This is a genomic window from Exiguobacterium sp. s125 (genome assembly GCF_018618605.1).
GTDB lineage: Bacteria > Bacillota > Bacilli > Exiguobacteriales > Exiguobacteriaceae > Exiguobacterium_A > Exiguobacterium_A oxidotolerans.
Genome location: NZ_JACSMI010000004.1, coordinates 1 through 21,664 on the forward strand (window position 1 = coordinate 1; position 21,664 = coordinate 21,664).

Sequence of the window (21,664 nt, forward strand, 5' to 3'; positions counted from 1 at the left end):
GTGGTCACACCCGTTCCCATGCCGAACACGGAAGTTAAGCACTTGAACGCCGAAAGTAGTTGGGGGCTTCCCCCTGTGAGGATAGGACGTTGCCAGGCAAACGGTGGTTCTGGAGCATACGCTCAAGGGCCGCCGCTTTTTTATGGACTTTTTTTGTATCTTGATGTTTTTTCAAAGATGCATGACTTATATAATAAGGAAGGAACGTGACACACATGGCAAAAAAACAAAAACTTCGAGTGGCTGTTGAAGAGAATGAAACAATCAGCGACTGCCTCGATCGGATTGATGCCATGGGTTATCGTCCGACTGTTCGACGTGAAGAACCGATTTTTGGATTAGATGCGAATGAAGAACCGTATCCGATTCGCCAACAGATCATTTTTGACTGTAAAGCGAAAACAGAATCTGACTGATTCCTTTAGACGCTCGCCTCCGGATTATTTGTCTCTGACAGAGGTGCGTAGCTCAGGATATGTATCAGGACGTCACGACCGAGAAGAACAGGTATAGAAAACGCCGATGAATCCGTATGAAAAACGGGGTCATCGGCGTTTTTGCTTACAAAAATGAACCGTCCGTTCCTCAAATAGAGGTTGGAGCAACGTCTGAGTCAGGCCGTGCAACGTCAATCATCCCAGTTCAGCAAACTACATTTTTTGAATACAGGCTAAGGTGAAGTTCACGTAACCGTGATACTTTGCCTTTTTTTGTACAACCAATAGTAAAAATTCCGAATGCAATTAAAAAAAGCATGAGCTAATTGTGTATAAAGACGAACAATAAATTTTCAGATAATTAAATTGTTCGCCTTTGGTTGACGGATGCTTCCTTGTCTTGTTAAGATGAAGGCGTGATAGGAAGATTGAATATAACACCTCGTATAATAGCAGGGATATGGCTTGCAAGTTTCTACCCGACGACCCTAAATCGTTGGACTATGGGGTATATGGATGTTCGTCGATCGTTCTTTGGCGTACCTTTTTATACCCTAAGCCACCCTTTTAGTCGTGGTTTGGGCTTTTTTTATGCAAAAAGGAGGAGACGAAGATGAGTAATGTGGAAATTGGCGTTATTATGGGAAGCCAGTCTGACTGGTCAACAATGAAAGCGACATGTGATGTACTCGATCAGCTGAACATTCGGTACGAAAAGAAAGTGGTCTCGGCCCACCGAACACCGGACTTAATGTTCCGTTACGCAGAAACAGCGCGCGAACGAGGACTGAAGGTCATTGTTGCAGGAGCGGGTGGGGCAGCCCACTTGCCAGGAATGGTGGCAGCCAAAACAACACTCCCCGTCATCGGGGTTCCGATTAAAAGCAAAGCTCTTCAAGGCATCGATTCCTTACTCTCGATCGTCCAGATGCCGGGTGGTGTGCCTGTCGCTACGGTTGCGATCGGTGAGGCGGGTGCAAAGAACGCCGGATTACTGGCAGCACAAATTCTTGGAACAGTAGACGAGCGGATTGCGAGAGCACTCGACCATATGCGCGTTGAACTAGAAGGACAAGTCATCGCTTCCGAGGTGCATCTGACATGACGAAGATTGGAATCTTAGGTGGCGGCCAGCTCGGACGGATGATGGCATTATCGGCACGCGAAATGGGATACGAACTCCTGACACTGGATCCGACGGAAAATGCACCTTGCGCGCAAATCACGGATCAACAAATTGTCGCAGACTTTACGGACGTCGAAGCAGCAAAGCGTCTAGCGCAAGAATCAGATGTCGTCACATACGAATTTGAGAACATCTCGCACGAAGTCGCGATGGCAATCGGTGATAAGTTGGTCCACGGGACAGAGTTGTTGTTTCAGACGCAACACCGGATTCGGGAAAAAGAGATGATTGAACGACATGGTTATCAGGTCGCACCGTATCATGCTGTCCATACCGTTGCAGACTTGAAAGAAGCAAGCGAACGGTTAGGATTACCTTTCGTCCTAAAGACGGCTCGCTTCGGTTATGACGGAAAAGGGCAGACGGTCATTCGGACGGCAGCTGATTTAGCAGGTGCCATTGAAACGTTCGAACCGACCGAATACGTCGCTGAAAAATGGTTACCGTTCGATCAAGAAATCTCCGTCATTGTCACACGGAGCGAACGGGAAACGCGTGTCTTTCCAGTCAGCGAAAACATTCACCGGGATAACATACTCCATCTGTCAATCGTTCCGGCCCGCATTTCAAGTGAGCTGTCACAACAGGCAATTGATTTGGCAACGAACATTGCCGAAGCAGTCGGCTTGATTGGGACGCTCGCAATCGAACTCTTTGTTGTCGGTTCAGAAATCATCGTCAATGAACTGGCGCCACGCCCACATAACTCGGGGCATTATTCCATCGATGCGTGTGAGACGTCACAGTTTGAACAGCACATCCGTGCCATCTGTGGGCTCCCGCTCGGTGATACCCGTCTGACGACACCGGTCGTCATGGCGAACATCCTAGGTCAACATGTCACAGCATTATCCGAGGAACAACATACATTATCGGCACGGACGAAAGTTCACTTATATGGAAAGCAGGAAGCGAAGACAGGACGGAAGATGGGGCACTTGAACATCTTAGCGGATTCAGTCGAAGAAGCATTAGCCGAAGTCGAGCGCCTGCAAATCTGGAAGGAGACGGTTAGATGATCGAACGGTATACACGACCTGAGATGAAAGCGATTTGGACAGAACAGAATAAATTTGAGGCTTGGTTGAAAGTCGAAATCTTAGCTTGTGAAGCGTGGAGCGAGCTTGGTGTCATTCCAAAAGAAGATGTGAAACTCCTTTGGGACAATGCCTCGTTTGATGTGAGCCGCATCAATGAAATCGAACAAGAGACACGCCATGACGTCATCGCCTTTACACGCGCTGTATCGGAGACGCTTGGTGAAGAACGTAAATGGGTCCATTACGGACTGACGTCAACGGATGTCGTCGATACGGCACTCTCGTATCTCTTGAAGCAAGCAAACGATATTCTCGCAGCGGATCTTGACCGCTTCATCGAGATTTTGAAAGTCAAAGCGAACGAACATAAATACACGGTCATGATGGGACGGACACACGGTGTCCATGCCGAACCGACGACATTCGGTCTGAAGCTTGCCCTCTGGTACGAAGAGATGAAACGGAACAAAGTCCGCTTCGACGCTGCACGTGAGACCGTCGAATACGGAAAAATGTCAGGTGCGGTCGGAACGTTTGCGAACATCGACCCGTTCATCGAAAAATATGTCTGTGAGAAGCTTGGAACGAAACCGGCGCCGGTCTCGACGCAAACCCTGCAGCGTGATCGTCATGCCCATTACATGTCGACGATCGCGTTAATCGCGACATCGATTGAGAAGATGGCGACGGAAATTCGTGGTCTTCAAAAAACCGAAACACGAGAAGTCGAAGAATTCTTCGCGAAAGGTCAAAAAGGATCATCCGCGATGCCACATAAACGTAACCCGATCGGTTCAGAAAACATGACAGGGCTTGCCCGGGTCATTCGTGGACACATGGTGACGGCTTACGAAAACGTCTCGCTTTGGCACGAACGGGACATTTCCCATTCGTCTGCGGAACGGATCATTCTGCCGGACGCAACCGGCTTACTCAACTACATGTTGAACCGGTTCGGTAATATCGTCAAAAACTTGACGGTCTTCCCGGAAAACATGAAACGCAACATGGACCGGACGTATGGTGTCATCTTCTCCGGACACGTCTTACTCGCTTTGATTGAAAAAGGCTGGTCGCGTGAAGCCGCGTACGACTTCGTCCAACCACGGGCGATGCAAGCATGGGAAGAACAAATCATGTTCCGTGACTTGTTATGGCAGGAACAAGAGATTCAACAACTCTTTACAGAAGCAGAACTCGATGCTTGTTTTGATCCAACGTATCATACGAGCCGGGTCGATGAAATTTTTGAACGGTGTGGCTTGAACTAATCAACCTGAGACGGGGCATTGTCCCCGTCTACATCTTAGGATCCTGGGGGACGAAAGCAATGCAACCACTTTATGAAGGTAAGGCCAAACGATTATACACGACGCAGGAGCAGGACGTGCTCCGCATCGTCTACAAGGACGAAGCGACAGCATTTAATGGAGAGAAAAAAGCAGAGTTCGCAGGTAAAGGTGAACTGAACAACCGCTTGACGAGTCACTTCTTTGAAGTACTTGAAGCGGCCGACATTCCGACCCATTTCATTGAACGCATTTCCGAGCGCGAACAGCTCGTACGCCGTGTCACCATCATTCCACTCGAAGTCGTCGTCCGCAATGTCGTCGCCGGAAGCCTCAGCAAACGGCTTGGGATCGAAGAAGGAACAGTGCTCGAAACACCAATCGTTGAGTTTTACTATAAAGATGATAGCTTAGGCGATCCGCTCGTCACCCGTGCACACATTAATTTACTGAAGATTGCGACTACGGAAGAGCTCGATTTACTTGAACAAGAAGCGAACCGCGTCAATGCCGTCTTACGTCCGTACTTTGACGAAAAGGGGATCACGCTCGTCGATTTCAAACTCGAATACGGCAAAACACCGACAGGCGAGATTCTGCTGGCTGACGAAATTTCACCGGATACATGCCGTCTGTGGGATAAAGAAACGGGGGAGCACCTCGATAAAGATGTCTTCCGTCGCAACATCGGATCACTCATCGACACGTACCAAACACTATTCAATCGCCTAGGGGGAAACACACAATGAAAAAAGTCATCGTATCGATCGCATTACGGGAAAGCATTTTAGATCCACAAGGAGTCGCTGTCAAAGGTGGTCTTGCGCAACTCGGTTTTACGGGTGTCGAAGAAGTCCGGATCGGAAAACGAATCGAACTGCTCGTCTCGGATGAAACGACGGACAAGATGATTCATGACATGTGCCAAAAGCTCCTCGTCAACACGGTGATGGAAGACTATCGTTTTGAAGTAGAAGAGGTGACGACGGCATGAAGTTTGCGGTCATCGTCTTTCCAGGATCGAACTGTGATTTAGATATGTACCACGCCGTTAAGGATGCGCTCGGTGAGGAAGCGGACTATGTCTTCCATACCGAAACGTCACTTGAAGGATACGATGGTGTCCTGCTTCCGGGCGGTTTCTCATACGGGGACTATCTCCGCTGCGGCGCAATCGCCCAGTTTTCACCAATCATGGAGGAAGTGAAACGATTTGCAGCAGAAGGGAAAACCGTTCTTGGTGTCTGTAACGGCTTCCAGATCCTTGTCGAAGCGGGTCTTCTCCCGGGTGTCTTGCACCGCAATACCGGACTGAAGTTCATGTGCCGGACAGTCGAACTGAAGGTCGAAAATCACGAGACACGTTTCACGTCAGATTATGCACCGGGTGAAACGATTTCGATTCCAATCGCCCACGGTGAAGGAAACTACTACTGTGACGACGCCACGTACGCGATGTTGCAGACGAATCAACAAATTGCCTTCACATACGTCGACAATCCGAACGGATCGCGCGGCGATATCGCGGGGATTACGAATAAAGCAGGGAATGTGCTCGGGATGATGCCACACCCGGAGCGTGCTGTCGAGATGCTGACAGGCGGAACAGATGGACTTAAGTTATTCACTTCACTCGTCAAACAGGGGGCCCACCATGTTAAAACAACAGTCTGAACCAACGATTGAGCAAATTCAGGAGCAACGGATTTATGCGACGATGGGACTTAGCGACGCGGAGTACCAGATGGTCGTCGACTTACTCGGTCGTCAACCGAACTACACGGAAACAGGACTCTTCTCCGTCATGTGGTCAGAACACTGTTCGTACAAAACATCAAAACCGGTCTTACGCCAGTTTCCGACGACCGGTCCCCGTGTCTTGCAAGGACCAGGTGAAGGCGCAGGTGTCGTCGATATCGGTGATAATCAAGCGGTCGTCTTTAAGATCGAAAGTCATAATCATCCGTCAGCCGTCGAACCCTACCAAGGGGCAGCAACGGGTGTCGGTGGGATCATCCGCGATATCTTTTCAATGGGAGCCCGTCCTGTCGCGTTGATGAACTCGCTTCGTTTCGGACATCTCGGGACACCACGCGTCAATCAGTTGTTTGAACAAGTCGTCGCCGGGATTGCCGGATACGGCAACTGCGTCGGGATTCCGACGATTGGCGGAGAAGTCGGTTTCGACCGTTCGTATGAAGGAAACCCACTCGTCAATGCGATGTGTATCGGACTGATCAATCATGAAGATATTCAAAAAGGTCTTGCGAAAGGTGCCGGGAACTCGGTCATGTACGTCGGTGCGGCAACAGGGCGTGACGGCATCCACGGTGCTACCTTCGCTTCAGAAGATCTCGGGGAGGATACGGAAGCAAAACGTCCGGCCGTCCAAGTCGGTGACCCCTTCATGGAGAAGTTATTGATTGAAGCCTGTCTCGAAATCGTCGGCCATCCGGCACTCGTCGGGATGCAGGATATGGGCGCTGCCGGACTGACCTCGTCGTCAGCCGAGATGGCTTCGAAAGCCGGCATGGGGATTGAAATGCACCTTGATGATGTGCCGCAACGTGAAACCGGCATGACCGCTTATGAAATGATGTTATCGGAGTCGCAGGAGCGGATGTTGCTCGTCGTCGAGCGCGGACGGGAAGCGGAAATCGAAGCCATCGTCAGCAAATGGGGCTTACATGCCGTTCATGTCGGCGAAGTCATCGAAGAAAAAGTCCTTCGCCTTGTCCAGCACGGAACGATCGTCGCTGAAGTACCGGTCGATGCCCTTGCGGAAGAAGCACCGGTCTATCAAAAGCCATCGCGCGTTCCGGCTTATTATGAAGAGTTCCAAGCAATGGAAGAGACGTTGCCGGTCGTCGAGGATGTCGTCGAAACATGGCGTGCCCTGCTCAAACAACCGACGATCGCGTCAAAACGTTGGGTCTACGACCAGTATGATCATATGGTTCAAACGTCAACCGTCGTTGCACCGGGTTCCGATGCAGCCGTCATCCGTGTCCGTGGCACGAACAAAGCACTCGCGATGACGACAGACTGTAACAGTCGTTTCGTTTACCTCGATCCGTTCGTCGGTGGTCAGATCGCCGTCGCTGAAGCCGCCCGCAATATTGTTGCAAGTGGTGCAACACCACTTGCGATCACCGATTGCCTCAATTTCGGGAATCCGGATAAACCGGAAGGCTTCTGGCAACTCGAACAAGCGACGGCCGGGATGGCTGAAGCCTGCCGCGTGCTCGAGACACCGGTCATTGGCGGAAACGTTTCGCTCTACAATGAATCAGCCGGCAAAGCCGTCCACCCGACGCCGGTCGTCGGAATGGTCGGGTTACATGACCAGACCGACTGGATCACGACACAACACGTCAAGCAAGCAGGCGACGCAATCTACGTGCTCGGTGAGACGTTACCGGAGTTCGGTGGCAGTGAACTCCAATACATGCAATTCGAAAAATCATTCGGGAAAGCACCACGCATCGATTTGAACGTCGAACAAACCCGTTTACGTGCCTTACAAACAGCCGTTCAGGCAGGGCTCGTCACAGCCATCCATGATGTCGCGGAAGGTGGACTCGCCGTCGCCTTGGCAGAAATGACATTCGGAACGACGCTCGGTCTCGACGTGACATTTGAAGGACCGGCGTTACATCTCTTCAGTGAATCACAATCCCGGTTCGTCGTATCGGTGAAGCCGGAGCACGAGGCAGCCTTCGTCGAACAGACAGGTGCTGAAAAACTAGGTCACGTCACAGCAGAGGATTCGATTCAAATCAAGACAACGGACACACTCATCGAAGCAACACGTTCAACACTGCAAGCCGACTGGGAAGGGGCGATCGCGTGTTATATGACATCAAAGGATTAAATGAAGAGTGTGGGGTATTCGGGATTTTCGGACAACCGGAAGCGGCACAACTTGCTTATTATGGTCTCCACAGTCTGCAACACCGGGGGCAGGAGGGCGCAGGAATCGTCGCGAGTGACGGCAACCTGCTTCTTCCACACCGGGGACAAGGACTTGTGACGGAAGTTTTTTCACAAGAGACACTCGATTCGTTAGCCGGACAGCATGCGATCGGACACGTCCGTTACTCGACAGCTGGTGGCAACACGCTCGAGAACACACAACCGCTTCACTTCAAATCACGGACGGGTGACTTGGCACTTGCCCATAACGGGAATCTCGTCAATGCCGATTCGTTAAAACATTTACTTGAGGCGGAAGGGGCGATTTTCCAGACGACAAGCGATACGGAAGTCGTCGCCCACCTCGTCAAACGGAGTAAATTACCGACACTCGAAGACCGGATTGCCGATAGTCTGGCGCGGCTTGTCGGTGCATTCGCCTTTCTTTTTTTAACGGAAGATACGTTGTACGTCGCCGTCGATCCACATGGTCTGCGCCCGTTATCACTCGGGAAAACACCAGATGGCGGCATCGTCTTTTCATCGGAAACGTGTGCTTTTGATATCGTCGGGGCCGAGTTCATTCGTGACATCGAGCCGGGAGAGCTCGTGACGATCACGACGTCCGGCATGTCATCACGGCAGTATATGGAACCGCATGAGCGGGCGATGTGTTCGATGGAATACATCTACTTTTCCCGTCCCGATTCGATGATTGATGGGGTCAATGTCCATACGGCACGAAAAGCACTTGGCAAAAAAATGTTCGAAGAAGCACCGGTCGAGGCAGATGTCGTCACAGGTGTTCCGGATTCAAGTATCTCCGCTGCGATTGGTTATGCGGAAGCGAGCGGGATTCCCTACGAGATGGGATTGATTAAAAACCGTTACGTCGGACGGACGTTCATTCAGCCGTCGCAAGAATTACGGGAACGCGGCGTTAAAATGAAACTGTCGGCACTACGGGGTGTCGTCAACGGCAAACGGGTCATCATGGTTGATGATTCCATCGTGCGTGGGACGACAAGCCGCCGCATCGTTGGACTGTTACGCGAAGCCGGGGCAACGGAAGTTCATGTCCGCATCACGGCGCCGCCCATCACGAATCCGTGTTATTACGGCATCGATACGTCGTCAAAAGACGAACTGATTTCCGCCCGCCTGACACCCAGTGAGATTTGCCAAGAAATCGGTGCTGACTCACTGGAGTTTCTGACAGTCAACGGAATGGTCAATGCGATTGACCGTCCGTTCGATGGTCCACTGAAAGGACAATGTACGGCCTGCTTCACAGGCGAATATCCGACACCGATCGGTGCACTTGAACTAGAAGCCAAACTTTGAATAGATGGGGGAACAAAGCATGAGTAAACAATACGAAGCAGCAGGTGTTAGCCTGACCGCAGGGTACGAATCCGTATCCCGGATGAAAAAACACGTCGCCCGTTCGATGCGGAAGGAAGTCATGACGGGACTCGGAAGTTTCGGTGCAATGTTCGACCTCAGTCAATTGAATCTAAAAGAACCGGTGCTCGTCAGCGGGACAGATGGCGTCGGAACGAAGTTAAAACTTGCCTTCGCCCTCGACCAACACGATACGATTGGGATTGATTGTGTCGCGATGTGTGTCAACGACATTATCGTCCAGGGTGCAGAACCGCTCTATTTCCTCGACTACATCGCACTCGGTAAAGCCATTCCGTCGAAAATCGAACGGATTGTCGCCGGTGTCGCCGAAGGCTGTGTCCAGTCGGGGTGTACGTTAATCGGTGGCGAGACGGCAGAGATGCCGGGGATGTATGCAGACGGTGAGTATGATATTGCCGGCTTTGCCGTCGGTGCCGTCGAAAAACAAAAATTGATTACTGGTGAAGGTGTTACACCCGGTGATGTCATTTTAGGGCTCGCGTCGTCAGGGGTTCACTCGAACGGATTTTCACTCGTCCGAAAAATCGTCGAAGAAAGTGGTCTTCAGTATGAAGATGAATTGATGATGCTCGGTAACACGATCGGCAATGCCTTGTTGATGCCGACACGGATTTATGTCGAAGCTGTCAAAGCAGCGCTCGAAACAGAGAAGATTCAAGCGATGGTCCATATCACGGGTGGCGGTTTCTATGAAAACGTACCACGTGTCCTTCCGGAAGGTTGCGGAGCGACGTTTGATCCGAAAAAATGGCCGACGTTACCGGTCTTCGATTGGCTTGAACAAGCCGGAAACATTCCGCGTGACGAGATGTATAACGTTTTCAACATGGGGATCGGCTACATGATGATCGTCAAGCCGGAACACGTGACCGAAGTGACGGCACGCCTGGCGCGCGAAAATGAAACGGCCTATACGATCGGGACGGTGACAGATCAAGACGGGATTCGCATCAAAGGAGTCGACCAATGAGGCTTGCCTGTTTTGCTTCCGGAAGCGGGAGTAATGTTGAAGCGTTATTTGAAGCGATTGAGGCAGGACGTTTACAGGCGACGATTGAACTCGTCGTCTGCGATCAAAAAGAGGCGCTCGTCATCGAGCGGGCACGAAGACGTGGCTGTGATGTGTTTGTTTTTACAGCCAAGGACTACCCGGATAAACCGTCTTTTGAACGCGAAATCGTTGCGGAACTAGAGCGGCGAGACGTGGAACGGATTATCCTAGCCGGATATATGCGTCTCGTCGGTGATGTCCTTCTCGCACGGTATGCCGGACGAATCGTCAACATCCATCCGTCGCTGCTTCCGGCATTTCCAGGAAAAGATGCCATCGGGCAAGCATTTCGTGGCGGAGTTAAAATCACAGGTGTTACAATTCATATAGTCGATGAAGGAATGGATACGGGACCAATCATGGCACAGGAAGCGGTCCGTATCACTGAGGATATGACGCGGGAAACGCTACAGAAAGCGATTCAGCAAGTAGAGCACAGATTGTATCCGCAAGTCATCGAAGAGTGGATTAAAGAGGGGGCAAACGTATGAGAGCGTTAATTAGTGTATCGGATAAAACAGGAGTCGTAGAACTGGGACAAGCCTTTCACGAAGCAGGGATTGAACTTGTATCGACAGGCGGGACCCATCAAGCACTTGAGGCAGCAGGACTTCCGGTCATCGGTATCAGTGAAGTCACACAATTCCCGGAGATGCTTGACGGTCGTGTGAAAACGTTACATCCAATGGTCCATGGAGGTTTACTTGGACGTCGTGATTTAGAGACGCACCGCGAACAAATGGCAGAGCAACACATCAAACCAATCGATTTCGTTGTCGTCAATCTGTATCCATTTAAGGAAACGGTTATGAAAGAGGACGTTCCTTACGCAGACGCAATTGAAAACATCGATATCGGTGGACCGAGCATGATTCGTTCTGCTGCGAAAAACCATGCAGCCGTGACGGTTGTCGTTGATCCAGCAGACTACAGCGAAATCATCAAAGAAATCAACCTCGGTGGAACGACGTTTGAAACACGCCAAAAATTAGCAGCGAAAGCCTTCCGTCATACGGCAGCCTACGACGCCTTGATTGCGGACTACTTCTTGACACAAACGGGAGAAAAATTCCCGGAGCAATTAACGATTACGCTCGAGAAGGTACAAGACTTACGCTATGGAGAAAATCCGCATCAGGAAGCGGCGTTTTATAAAACACCGATCTATCGTGGGGCGTCTCTTGCATCAGCGAACCAACTGCACGGAAAAGAATTGTCATACAACAATATTCAAGATGCCAATGCCGCACTTGAAATCCTTGATGAGTTCCGCGAAGCAGCAGCCGTCGTCGTCAAACACATGAACCCGTGTGGCGTCGCTGTCGGTCCGACAATCGACGAAGCCTTCCGCCGGGCGCATGCAGCAGATCCGGTCTCGATCTTTGGCGGCATCGTCGCTCTGAACCGTGAAGTCGATCTCGCGACAGCGGAGCAGCTCAGTGGCATCTTCCTTGAAATCATCATCGCCCCATCGTTTACGACAGAAGCGTTCGAGCTGTTGGCAGCGAAGAAAAACCTGCGTTTGCTTGAACTGGATGTCAAACGTGTCCAAGCGATTCGCTATACAGCCGTCGCTGGCGGTATGCTTGTCCAAGATAGCGACGATGAGACATTAGATGATGCAGCAGCACGTGTCGTCACGGACCGTAAACCGACAGCAGCCGAATGGGAAGACTTGAAGCTCGCATGGCGTGCTGTCAAACACGTCAAGTCGAACGCGATTGTTTTAGCGAAAGATGAAGTGACGGTCGGTGTCGGGGCAGGGCAGATGAACCGTGTCGGGTCGGCGAGCATCGCCATCGCGCAAGCCGGTGACAAGGCGATTGGTGCATCTCTCGCATCTGACGCCTTCTTCCCGATGCGCGATACGGTCGAAGCCGCGGCGGCAGCCGGGATTACGGCAATCATCCAACCGGGTGGGTCGATTCGTGACCAAGAGTCGATTGATGCGTGTAACGAACACGGCGTCACGATGATCTTTACGAATGTCCGTCATTTCAAACACTGAGTGGAGGCGACTTGCATGAAGGTATTAGTAATCGGAAAAGGCGGGCGTGAACACGCGCTCGTCTGGAAGCTAGCACAAGATGAACGAGTCAAAACGATTTATGCCGCGCCGGGAAATGTCGGGATGACGGAAGCCACATGTGTCCCGATTCGGGAAGATGCCATCAGTGAGCTTGTCCAATTTGCTAAAGACGAACAGATTGATTGGACGATTGTCGGACCAGAGGGCCCACTTGTCCTCGGTGTCGTCAATGCCTTCGAAGCAGCGGGTCTTAAGATTTTTGGTCCTTCGCGTGAAGCGGCGGCACTTGAAGGAAGTAAACAGTTCGCCAAAGGATTGATGGAACGGGCAGGGATTCCGACGGCAGCATTCGCTGTCTTTACATCGGCAGAAGAAGCGAAAGCGTATGTCTCCCGTCAAGGGGCACCGATCGTCATCAAAGCAGATGGTCTCGCAGCAGGTAAAGGCGTCACGGTGGCGACGACGCTTGATGAAGCAGTTCGCGCAATTGAAGACATCTTCGCCGGTGACTTCGGTGACCAAAGTAGCGTTGTCATCGAAGAATGTCTCGTCGGAGAAGAGTGTTCCTTGATGGCATTCGTCCATGAAGAGACCGTCATCCCGATGGTCTTGTCGCAAGATCATAAGCGTGCCTTCGACGGTGATGCCGGACCGAATACCGGTGGAATGGGTGCTTACAGCCCGTTGCCTCAATTCGATGAACAAGCCGTCACGGATGAAGCGATGACACGGATCTTGCGTCCCCTTGTCGAGCAGATGGCAAGCGAAGGGATTCCCTTTACAGGATTCTTATACGCGGGTCTGATGTTGACGAACCGCGGACCGTCCGTCATCGAGTTTAATGCGCGGTTCGGGGATCCGGAAACAGAAGTCATCTTACCGCGTCTCGAAACCCCCTTGCTCGATGTCATCATCCCGCTCACAGCAGGTGAGGAGCCTGAAGTCCTGTGGTCTGATGCTGCGACGGTCGGTGTCGTCATCGCGGCAGACGGATATCCGGAACGACCGCAGACAGGACAACCGATTGATCTTACATCAATCGATTCGAAAGTCTTAGTTTTTCATGCCGGGACGACAGAAAAGGACGATACACTCGTTTCAGCAGGCGGGCGTGTCCTCGTCTGTGTCAGTCAAGCCGCGACGATGGAAGCAGCAGTCGCTGATATTTATCAAGGGTTAGCTTCGTTTGATCAAACCGGTTTCTTTTACCGGACGGATATTGCGAAAAAGGCGTTTCGGACAACATGAATTTAAAGGAAACTGTTATGTAAAAAGCCAAGCGATTTCGCTTGGCTTTTTTTTAAAAGAAGGGTTTTGACAAAAGGTTTTTCCTTCTTGTGCTTTTCCTTGTAAGAGTCACGAGAAACGAAAGCTGTGTCGGGATGTCGTTTTTTGAGAGGTTGGTTTTGACAAAAAGATTCTTTCTTCTCGTGCTTTCCTCGGGCGAGGCGCGAGCCGTTGCTCCTTGATTCTACGAACAAGTAGCAGGGTCTCGCCTGCCTCTGACAGCGCGAACCGCGCTTTTTCCCGCAGGAGTCACGAGAAGCGAAACTTTTGTCACGACGCCGTTTTTTGAATGAGATCTCTTTTTAAACAGTATAGTTTTTTGAGAGGATGTTTTTTGACAAAAGATTCTTCCTTCTCGTGCTTTCCTCGGGCGAGACGCGAGCCGTTGCTCCTTGATTCTACGAACAAGTAGCAGGGTCTCGCTTGCCTCTGACAGCGCGAATCGCGCTTTTCCCCGCAGGAGTCACGAGAAGCGAAACTTTTGTCAGGGTGCCGTTTTTTGAATGAGATTTCTTTTTAAACAGCATAGTTTTTTGAGAGGATGTTTTTTGACAAAAGATTCTTCCTTCTCGTGCTTTCCTCGGGCGAGGCGCGAGCCGTTGCTCCTTGATTCTACGAACAAGTAGCAGGGTCTCGCTTGCCTCTGACAGCGCGAACCGCGCTTTTTCCCGTAGGAGTCACGAGAAGCGAAACTTTTGTCAGGGTGCCGTTTTTTTGAATACTGCTCTAAAAAACAGCTGTGTCAGGACGCGACTTCCGACTTGAATCGCTTCTTAGCGAAAAGCAATCAAGAGCGACCCTGCAGCGTAGCGAAGCGGCGCGAAGGATTGCCGCTAGAAGACGATTCGAGAAGGAGAGGAGCGGCTGACATGACGAGCATCAGGAATTTGTCTAATTCGCATACGGCCTGAAATACCTGAAAGAGCAAGACGATTCGAAAAGGAGAGGAGCGGCTGGCATGATAAGCATCAGGTTCGATACAGTCCAACACCGGAAAAAATGTGAGAAGAGCAGACGTTTAACCGAAGGAATAAGCAAAAGTTGATTGTCTTCCTTGATAGTTTTGTGTTATTTTGTCGAAATAGGTCGGATATACATGAAATTACCTTGAAACTTTTTTGATAACATTTTAGTATAAGAAGTATAAGAAAGCGTTTTCAGAAAATAAAAGGAGGTCGAGCTTTCGTGAAAAAGAATTGTGGAAGGTCCCCTTGGACGAAAACTGAAGTACGTGGTCACCAAGCGGTCATCAGCGGACAGCTTGCACCTACACTCGTACTTGAAAATGCGACGTACTTAAATCATGGGTTGAAAGCATGGCGCACGGCGAATATCTGGGTTAGCGGAGACCGGATTATCTATGTCGGACCGGATATGCCGGACCAGGCGGACGAGGTCTACGATGCAACAGGGAAATTCATCGTACCAGGATACATTGAACCGCATGCCCATCCCTTCCAATTATATAATCCGGCGACGCTCGCGAAGTTTGCTGCGGAGCGTGGAACGACGACACTCGTCAATGATAATATGCTCCTTTTGTTAGAGCCCGTCGAGCAAGCGTTTGCACAAGTTGAAGCGTTAGCGGATATTCCGACATCGATGTATTGGTGGGCACGACTCGACGCACAGACGGAACTTGATGCAGATAGTATCTCGATTGACAACAAGCGGATTCAAGCCTGGCTCAAACATCCCCAAGTTATTCAGGCGGGAGAATTGACAGGATGGCCCCGTCTTTCACAAGGCGATGATGAGTTACTTCAATGGATGCAGGACGCGATGAAGCTCGGAAAACCGATTGAAGGGCATTTCCCGGGAGCATCTGCGAAAACCCTGACAAAGATGGCACTTTATGGCGTAACGAGTGACCATGAGGCGATGACGGTCGAGGAAGCATTGACGCGTCTTGAATTAGGATATACGACGACGATTCGTTACTCATCGATTCGTCCTGATTTACCGGACATTTTTGCAGGACTTGTCGAAGCCGGATTACAAAATTATGAAAAGGTCCTCGTGACGACAGATGGTTCGACACCGTCCTTCTATAAGTCTGGTTTGATGGACGAGACGGTCCGCTTGATGCTTGCTGCGGGAATTCCGGCAGAAGAAGCGTACCGGATTGCCTCGTACAATGCAGCACGTCACTTTAATCTTGATCATCTCCTGGGAAGTATCGCACCTGGACGGATTGCCCACTTAAATATTTTAGAAGCGATCGATCAACCGACACCCGTCGATGTCCTAGCACGCGGGACGTGGGTCCGGCGCGACGATATTCCGTGCTACCCCGTTGAAGCACTCGATCAAGCGATGGAATTAATGCAGAAGTCTGAAGTCAGCGTCTCATTGACGGATCAAGATTTTTCATTCAGCATGCCGGTTGGTCTTGAGATGATCAACTCGGTCATCATGAAATTGTATCAAGTTGAACATGATACGAGCGTGCCTGTCTTACCTGCCGATTGCAATGAGTCGTTTTTAATGTTGCTTGATCGGCAAGGGAAATGGCGCCTTAATACGGTTTTGAAAAACTTTGCGACGAACGTCGGGGGGATGGTCAGTTCCTATTCAATCAGTGGTGATATCTTAATGATCGGGAAATCGAAACAAGATATGCAGGTGGCGTTTGAACGGATGAAAGCATTCGGTGGGGGAATTGTTCTCGTCGAAGACGGGGAAGTGATTGCCGAGATTCCGTTGACGTTGATGGGACAGACTTCTGATTTACCGCTCGAAGACTTAATCGTTCAGGAAACAGCATTGCGTGAAGCGTTGTTCGCACGGGGGTACCAATTCGAAGATCCGATTTATACGTTATTATTCCTTGCATCGACGCACTTGCCGTATGTCCGCATCACGCCGCAAGGCATCTATGAAGTCCTTCGGAAAAAAGTTCTTTTCCCAGCGATTTTACGCTGATGCTTGAAATTTAAAACGTCGCGCTTTAAACTATTAAAGAGTGATTGAATGGGAAAGGAAGTTACAAGATGCAACTCGATAAATTACGAGGGAAAGAACTCGACCAATTATTTACGGCCATCATGAAGATGGATTCATTAGAAGATTGCTACACTTTATTTGAAGATTTAGCGACGGTCAACGAGATTCAAGCGCTTGCGCAACGTCTCGAAGTGGCACGTCAACTACGTGAAGGAAACACGTATCATAAAATCGAGAAGGCGACCGGGGCGTCGACGGCGACGATTTCACGTGTGAAACGTTGTTTGAACTATGGCTCTGGTGGTTACGATTTAGCGTTAGCACGTTTAGGTTTGAAAGAAGAAACAGTAGCGGATAACTAATCGGTTATCCGCTGCTTTGATGAAGGAGGACGAACCTGGATGGATTTAGCGTTTCAACAAAAGATTCAGCATTTCATTCGAAAACTGACGCCGATCCAGTCGCTCGTCATCATCTATTTCGTTGCTGTCATCATCGCAATCATTTTATTAGGACTACCGTGGTCGACCCGTGGAGACTATGACTGGGATTTTACAGACTTGGTGTTCATGGCGGTTAGCTGTGTCAGTGTGACCGGATTGACGACCGTTTCCGTCTCCGATACGTTTACGACGTTCGGATATTTTATGATCATGATTTTGGTGCAGGTAAGTGGAATTGGCTTGATGTCGCTCCATATCGCGATGTGGGTCATCTTGGGGAAGCGAATCGGTTTTCGAGAACGGCAACTCGTCGTTCGTGATCAAAACCAGACGACGATGCAAGGGGTCGTCAAATATATCCGTGAAGTCATCTTAATCATTCTTTCCATTGAATTGATCGGTGCACTTATTTTAGGCCTTTATTATACGAAATACTTTCCGACGATCGGTGAAGCAATGTTGCAAGGTGTCTTCGGTTCAGTCAGTGCGACGACGAACGCGGGGTTCGATATCACAGGAGAGTCGCTTCTTCCGTTTCGAGGAGACTTATTTGTCGTCTTTATGCAAATCGTCTTATTGACACTCGGTGCGATTGGTTTCCCTGTACTTGTTGAAGTGCGACGATACTTTGCCTACCGGGCAACACGTCAATCGACACGACAACCGTATCACTTTTCGTTATTTACGAAACTGACAGCCTCGACGTTCTTCATCCTCGTCCTGTTCGGGACGGGCAGTCTGTTGCTGTTTGAATGGAACCAGTCCTTTAAAGGATTACCGATTGATGAAAAAATTGTCGATGCGCTGTTCCAGTCGGTTACGACACGAAATGGTGGATTGACGACGGTTGATATTACGACATTTTCACAAGCTTCCGTCTTCGTCTTATCCATTTTAATGTTCATCGGTGCTTCTCCATCATCCGTCGGTGGGGGGATCAGGACAACGACGTTTGCTGTTGCATTACTTAGTGTTGTCGCCTTCATCCGTGGAGAATATGGAATCAAGATTTTCGGACGTGAAATTGACCAATCGGACATTTGGAAATCGTTCGTCGTCATTGTCGTTTCGACGGGAGTGACGATCATCGGATTGATTGTCTTGCTCATGTTCGAGGATGCACCATTCCTTGTGCTGTTCTTTGAAGCATGTTCCGCGTTTGGAACGACCGGGTTATCGCTCGGGATCACGAGTGAGTTATCGAATGTCGGAAAATGGACATTATCGATTTTAATGTTCATCGGACGAATCGGTGTCATCTCGTTTGTCTTACTCTTAAAAGCGAATCAGCCAAAACGAAAATACAATTATCCGAAGGAATCCGTCATTATCGGTTAAGGAGACGATTGCATGAATCGTACATTTTGGATTAATTTTGGTTACATCTTTGCTGTTCCGGCCTTGCCATTTCTGGCAATCGTCAATGGACGGGCACTCTGCTCGCCTGAATCATCGTTACTCGACGTCCCGGTGCTCGGTTTTTTTCTCGCTGAGCCATGGGCATTCGCCGTCCTTTACGGATTTTTAGCGCTCGGACTCGCAGCACTCTTAACGAAACGACGCGCGACTACTTGACCTATCTCGCCCTGCGCGAGATGGGTTTTTGTTTTATACTAATTAGAGATGAACAAGATAGGAAGGATGGGACGAACGTGTTACTACCGTATGATGAATGGCGGCATGTCTTTAAATTAGATCCAGCAAAAGAAATCGAGGAGACGACCCTCGCAGCAATCGCAACCTCTGGAACAGATGCAATCATCGTCGGGGGGACGGACGACATTACGCTGGATGCGACGCTCGACTTACTGATGCGTCTGCGAAGATATCCGGTCGCGGTCGCACTTGAAATTTCTGAGCTCGAAGCGGCGACGATGGGGTTTGATACGTATTTGACTCCGAGCGTCTTAAATAGTGGTACGCTAGAATATCTGGTCGAAAAACAGGTCGAAGCCTTACAGGAAGTCGGGCATATGCTGGCCCATGCCGACCTGGTCGGAGAAGGCTACATCGTCTTGAATCCGGAGGCGAAGGTCGCGCACGTCACAAAAGCAAAAGTATTACAGGACGAAGAAGTCGTCGCCTACGCTCAACTCGCGGACAGTGTGTTCCGTCTGCCGATCGTCTATCTTGAGTACAGCGGCGTCTATGGCAATCCGGAAGTCGTCGCAGCCGTCAAGGACGTCGTCCGGCAGGCGCGGCTGTTTTATGGGGGCGGAATCGATTCCGTCGAGCGGGCTCGGGAAATGTTCCGGTATGCTGATACAATTGTCGTCGGAAATATCATTTATGAGGATTTAAAAGCAGCACTTGCGACAGTAGAAGCAACACGATAAAATATAAGAACAAAAGTTCGGAAAAAAGAAATGAGGCTATTACATGTTTAATTTAAGTGAACAGCTCGTGAGCGGATTGAATCCGGAGCAGGCGAAAGCGGTCAAACATACGGACGGTCCCTTGCTGATCATGGCAGGAGCCGGTTCAGGGAAAACACGTGTTTTGACGCATCGTGTCGCCTATTTGATGGCGGAAAAACAAGTCGCACCATGGAACATCTTAGCGATTACCTTTACGAATAAAGCCGCACGGGAAATGCGTGACCGAATCGGTCGTTTAGTCGGCGGGGTCGCAAACGACATCTGGGTCTCGACCTTCCACTCGATGTGTGTCCGGATGTTACGTCGTGATATCGATAAGCTTGGTTACGACCGGAACTTTACAATCCTTGATTCAAGCGATCAGCAGTCGGCACTTAAATTGGTCTTGAAAGAACAGAACCTTGATCCGAAGAAATGGGATCCACGGTCGATGCTCTCTATTATTTCAAGTCAAAAAAATGAATTACGGAGTGCTGAGTTCTATGCGTCAATCGTGACGAATCCATATGAAAAAACAGTCGCTGAAATTTATAAAGGATACGAATCCGTCTTACGCCGCAATAATGCGCTCGATTTCGATGACTTGATTGGCAAGACAACAGAGTTATTCAAACAAGCACCGGACGTACTCGCCTTTTATCAAAAAAAATTCCGTTACATCCATGTCGATGAGTATCAAGATACGAACAAAGCCCAATACGATCTCGTTAACTTATTAGCAGCCGCACATCAAAACCTCTGTGTCGTCGGTGACTCCGATCAGTCGATTTATCGCTGGCGTGGTGCGGATATCGCGAACATCTTGTCGTTTGAAGAGGATTATCCGACAGCCCGCGTCATCTTGCTCGAACAAAACTATCGTTCGTCCAAACGAATTCTTGATGCGGCAAACCATGTCATCAAAAACAACAGTACACGAAAAGATAAAAAGCTTTGGACGGAAAATCTCGAAGGGGAAAAATTGATTATCCATACGGCGGAAAACGAGCGGGAAGAGGCCTTTTACATCGTCCAAGAAATTCGCAATTCGCTACGTTACGGGATGAAGCTTAACGACATCGCAATTTTGTACCGGACGAACGCTCAATCGCGTGCAATCGAGGAAACGTTACTGAAGTCAAACGTACCGTACAAAATGATTGGCGGAACAAAGTTCTACGATCGAAAAGAAATCAAAGACGTTCTTGCCTATCTCCGCCTGATTTCGAACCCGAACGAGGATTTATCCTTTGCCCGAATCGTCAATGAACCGAAACGTGGAATCGGGGCGACAACGATTGATAAATTACGTGACTTCGCTGATCTTCAGGGTGTGTCCTTGATGGATGCCATCCGTGATATCGAATTGTCGAATATCGCACCAAAGACGGCAGCTAAATTGACGGATTTCCGGACGATGATCATGGGGTTACGTCAGATGCAGGAATTTATCAGCATCTCGGAGCTCGTCGAGGAAGTTCTTGAAAAATCAGGCTATCGTCAAGTCTTAAAGGAAGACAAGACGCTTGAAGCACAAAGTCGTCTTGAGAACATCAACGAGTTCATCACTGTCGCGCAAAACTTCGAGAAGGAGACAGAAGGAGAAGATCCGGAAGACCGGACGATCATTGCCTTCTTGACCGACTTGACACTCGTCGCCGATGTTGATTCGCTTGATGAAACGGATCCAGGTGAGCAAGTCACGTTGATGACGTTGCACTCGGCGAAAGGGCTTGAGTTCCCGGTCGTCTTCCTGATTGGAATGGAAGAAGGTTTGTTCCCGCACAGCCGTTCGCTGCAAGATGAAGACGAGATGGAAGAAGAACGCCGCCTGGCCTACGTCGGCATCACGCGAGCAGAAAAACGACTTTATCTCTCGCATGCGCGGATGCGCTCGTTATACGGACGGACAAATGCGAACCAAGAATCGCGTTTCTTAGCCGAGTTACCGGAAGAAGTTATCGAACGGACTGGTAAAAAACCCAAACCACTCCCATGGGAAGATCGTCCGGTTCCGCAAGGGAAAGCTGTTATCGGTCGTTCGGTCACGAAACCGACAGCGATGAAAACATCCGGCGCCGAGTCACTTGGCTGGAATGTCGGGGACAAGGCAGAGCATGGTAAGTGGGGGCAAGGAACGGTCGTCCAAACACGTGGGTCTGGCGATAGTCTTGAGATTGATATCGCGTTCCCGGCAGTCGGGATTAAACGGCTGCTTGCAAAATTCGCACCAATTAAAAAGGTATGAGTGGAGGC

The 21,664-nt window shown here is 49.9% G+C and carries 19 protein-coding genes, 1 rRNA gene and 1 riboswitch; all 20 genes read left to right on the top strand.

Annotated features, from left to right (window positions below; all coding sequences use genetic code 11):
- Positions 1-98, top strand: a 5S ribosomal RNA gene (gene rrf / locus KNQ05_RS10960); the annotation flags it as partial.
- A 117-nt stretch (positions 99-215) separates the two neighbouring features.
- A complete protein-coding gene (locus KNQ05_RS10965) occupies positions 216-416 on the top strand; it encodes an NETI motif-containing protein (RefSeq protein WP_029332581.1) in 201 nt (66 codons plus the stop codon).
- Positions 417-859: 443 nt separating this feature from the next.
- Positions 860-961, top strand: a riboswitch (purine riboswitch).
- 89 nt (positions 962-1,050) lie between these two features.
- Positions 1,051-1,542, top strand: a complete 492-nt coding sequence (purE, locus tag KNQ05_RS10970; protein WP_088836265.1) for a 5-(carboxyamino)imidazole ribonucleotide mutase — start codon at positions 1,051-1,053, stop codon at positions 1,540-1,542.
- Positions 1,539-2,642, top strand: coding sequence for a 5-(carboxyamino)imidazole ribonucleotide synthase (gene purK / locus KNQ05_RS10975; protein WP_088836266.1), 1,104 nt, complete (start codon positions 1,539-1,541; stop codon positions 2,640-2,642). Before purE ends, purK begins: the two co-directional genes overlap by 4 nt.
- The gene (purB, locus tag KNQ05_RS10980) at positions 2,639-3,934 is read left to right on the top strand and encodes an adenylosuccinate lyase (protein WP_088836267.1); all 1,296 of its coding nucleotides are present in this window, start codon (positions 2,639-2,641) and stop codon (positions 3,932-3,934) included. The genes purK and purB overlap by 4 nt, the downstream gene beginning before the upstream one ends.
- 59 nt (positions 3,935-3,993) lie before the next feature.
- On the top strand, positions 3,994-4,701 hold the full coding sequence (gene purC / locus KNQ05_RS10985) for a phosphoribosylaminoimidazolesuccinocarboxamide synthase (RefSeq protein ID WP_029332585.1): 708 nt from the start codon (positions 3,994-3,996) through the stop codon (positions 4,699-4,701).
- Complete coding sequence (purS, locus tag KNQ05_RS10990) at positions 4,698-4,946, top strand: phosphoribosylformylglycinamidine synthase subunit PurS (protein WP_214805386.1); 249 nt, start codon at positions 4,698-4,700, stop codon at positions 4,944-4,946. The genes purC and purS overlap by 4 nt, the downstream gene beginning before the upstream one ends.
- On the top strand, positions 4,943-5,626 hold the full coding sequence (gene purQ / locus KNQ05_RS10995; RefSeq protein ID WP_214770117.1) for a phosphoribosylformylglycinamidine synthase subunit PurQ: 684 nt from the start codon (positions 4,943-4,945) through the stop codon (positions 5,624-5,626). The genes purS and purQ overlap by 4 nt, the downstream gene beginning before the upstream one ends.
- Positions 5,607-7,826, top strand: coding sequence for a phosphoribosylformylglycinamidine synthase subunit PurL (gene purL, locus KNQ05_RS11000; RefSeq protein WP_088836272.1), 2,220 nt, complete (start codon positions 5,607-5,609; stop codon positions 7,824-7,826). Before purQ ends, purL begins: the two co-directional genes overlap by 20 nt.
- A complete protein-coding gene (gene purF / locus KNQ05_RS11005) occupies positions 7,802-9,211 on the top strand; it encodes an amidophosphoribosyltransferase (RefSeq protein WP_088836274.1) in 1,410 nt (469 codons plus the stop codon). Before purL ends, purF begins: the two co-directional genes overlap by 25 nt.
- A gap of 19 nt (positions 9,212-9,230) precedes the next feature.
- Positions 9,231-10,265, top strand: coding sequence for a phosphoribosylformylglycinamidine cyclo-ligase (gene purM, locus KNQ05_RS11010; protein ID WP_214770109.1), 1,035 nt, complete (start codon positions 9,231-9,233; stop codon positions 10,263-10,265).
- Entirely contained in the window at positions 10,262-10,837 is a 576-nt protein-coding gene (gene purN / locus KNQ05_RS11015) for a phosphoribosylglycinamide formyltransferase (protein WP_214766759.1), read from the top strand. Before purM ends, purN begins: the two co-directional genes overlap by 4 nt.
- Positions 10,834-12,354 (top strand): bifunctional phosphoribosylaminoimidazolecarboxamide formyltransferase/IMP cyclohydrolase, encoded by a 1,521-nt coding sequence (gene purH, locus KNQ05_RS11020; protein WP_088836279.1) that lies wholly within the window; start codon positions 10,834-10,836, stop codon positions 12,352-12,354. The genes purN and purH overlap by 4 nt, the downstream gene beginning before the upstream one ends.
- 15 nt (positions 12,355-12,369) lie before the next feature.
- Positions 12,370-13,623 carry a phosphoribosylamine--glycine ligase gene (purD, locus tag KNQ05_RS11025; protein WP_214805388.1) on the top strand — a complete coding sequence of 418 codons (1,254 nt, stop codon included), beginning with the start codon at positions 12,370-12,372 and terminating at the stop codon, positions 13,621-13,623.
- 1,224 nt (positions 13,624-14,847) lie between these two features.
- Complete coding sequence (locus tag KNQ05_RS11030; RefSeq protein ID WP_088836281.1) at positions 14,848-16,587, top strand: adenine deaminase C-terminal domain-containing protein; 1,740 nt, start codon at positions 14,848-14,850, stop codon at positions 16,585-16,587.
- Positions 16,588-16,655: 68 nt separating this feature from the next.
- Positions 16,656-16,970 (top strand): YerC/YecD family TrpR-related protein, encoded by a 315-nt coding sequence (locus KNQ05_RS11035; protein WP_029332595.1) that lies wholly within the window; start codon positions 16,656-16,658, stop codon positions 16,968-16,970.
- Between the two features lie 39 nt (positions 16,971-17,009).
- Positions 17,010-18,389, top strand: coding sequence for a TrkH family potassium uptake protein (locus KNQ05_RS11040; RefSeq protein ID WP_088836282.1), 1,380 nt, complete (start codon positions 17,010-17,012; stop codon positions 18,387-18,389).
- 12 nt (positions 18,390-18,401) lie between these two features.
- Entirely contained in the window at positions 18,402-18,626 is a 225-nt protein-coding gene (locus tag KNQ05_RS11045) for a hypothetical protein (protein ID WP_214770103.1), read from the top strand.
- 77 nt (positions 18,627-18,703) lie between these two features.
- Entirely contained in the window at positions 18,704-19,387 is a 684-nt protein-coding gene (gene pcrB, locus KNQ05_RS11050) for a heptaprenylglyceryl phosphate synthase (protein ID WP_353048337.1), read from the top strand.
- A 43-nt stretch (positions 19,388-19,430) separates the two neighbouring features.
- Entirely contained in the window at positions 19,431-21,656 is a 2,226-nt protein-coding gene (gene pcrA, locus KNQ05_RS11055; protein ID WP_088836285.1) for a DNA helicase PcrA, read from the top strand.
- The last annotated feature ends 8 nt before the right edge of the window (positions 21,657-21,664 follow it).

Excerpts from the sequence above, each read along its gene's own strand:
- purL (WP_088836272.1), top strand. The coding sequence starts at position 5,607 with ATGTTAAAACAACAGTCTGAACCAACGATTGAGCAAATTCAGGAGCAA.
- KNQ05_RS11035 (WP_029332595.1), top strand. The coding sequence starts at position 16,656 with ATGCAACTCGATAAATTACGAGGGAAAGAACTCGACCAATTATTTACG.
- pcrA (WP_088836285.1), top strand. The coding sequence starts at position 19,431 with ATGTTTAATTTAAGTGAACAGCTCGTGAGCGGATTGAATCCGGAGCAG.
- KNQ05_RS11045 (WP_214770103.1), top strand. The coding sequence starts at position 18,402 with ATGAATCGTACATTTTGGATTAATTTTGGTTACATCTTTGCTGTTCCG.
- purD (WP_214805388.1), top strand. The coding sequence starts at position 12,370 with ATGAAGGTATTAGTAATCGGAAAAGGCGGGCGTGAACACGCGCTCGTC.
- purM (WP_214770109.1), top strand. The coding sequence starts at position 9,231 with ATGAGTAAACAATACGAAGCAGCAGGTGTTAGCCTGACCGCAGGGTAC.
- purN (WP_214766759.1), top strand. The coding sequence starts at position 10,262 with ATGAGGCTTGCCTGTTTTGCTTCCGGAAGCGGGAGTAATGTTGAAGCG.
- KNQ05_RS11040 (WP_088836282.1), top strand. The coding sequence starts at position 17,010 with ATGGATTTAGCGTTTCAACAAAAGATTCAGCATTTCATTCGAAAACTG.
- purQ (WP_214770117.1), top strand. The coding sequence starts at position 4,943 with ATGAAGTTTGCGGTCATCGTCTTTCCAGGATCGAACTGTGATTTAGAT.
- purS (WP_214805386.1), top strand. The coding sequence starts at position 4,698 with ATGAAAAAAGTCATCGTATCGATCGCATTACGGGAAAGCATTTTAGAT.
- purH (WP_088836279.1), top strand. The coding sequence starts at position 10,834 with ATGAGAGCGTTAATTAGTGTATCGGATAAAACAGGAGTCGTAGAACTG.
- KNQ05_RS10965 (WP_029332581.1), top strand. The coding sequence starts at position 216 with ATGGCAAAAAAACAAAAACTTCGAGTGGCTGTTGAAGAGAATGAAACA.
- purC (WP_029332585.1), top strand. The coding sequence starts at position 3,994 with ATGCAACCACTTTATGAAGGTAAGGCCAAACGATTATACACGACGCAG.
- purK (WP_088836266.1), top strand. The coding sequence starts at position 1,539 with ATGACGAAGATTGGAATCTTAGGTGGCGGCCAGCTCGGACGGATGATG.
- purB (WP_088836267.1), top strand. The coding sequence starts at position 2,639 with ATGATCGAACGGTATACACGACCTGAGATGAAAGCGATTTGGACAGAA.
- purE (WP_088836265.1), top strand. The coding sequence starts at position 1,051 with ATGAGTAATGTGGAAATTGGCGTTATTATGGGAAGCCAGTCTGACTGG.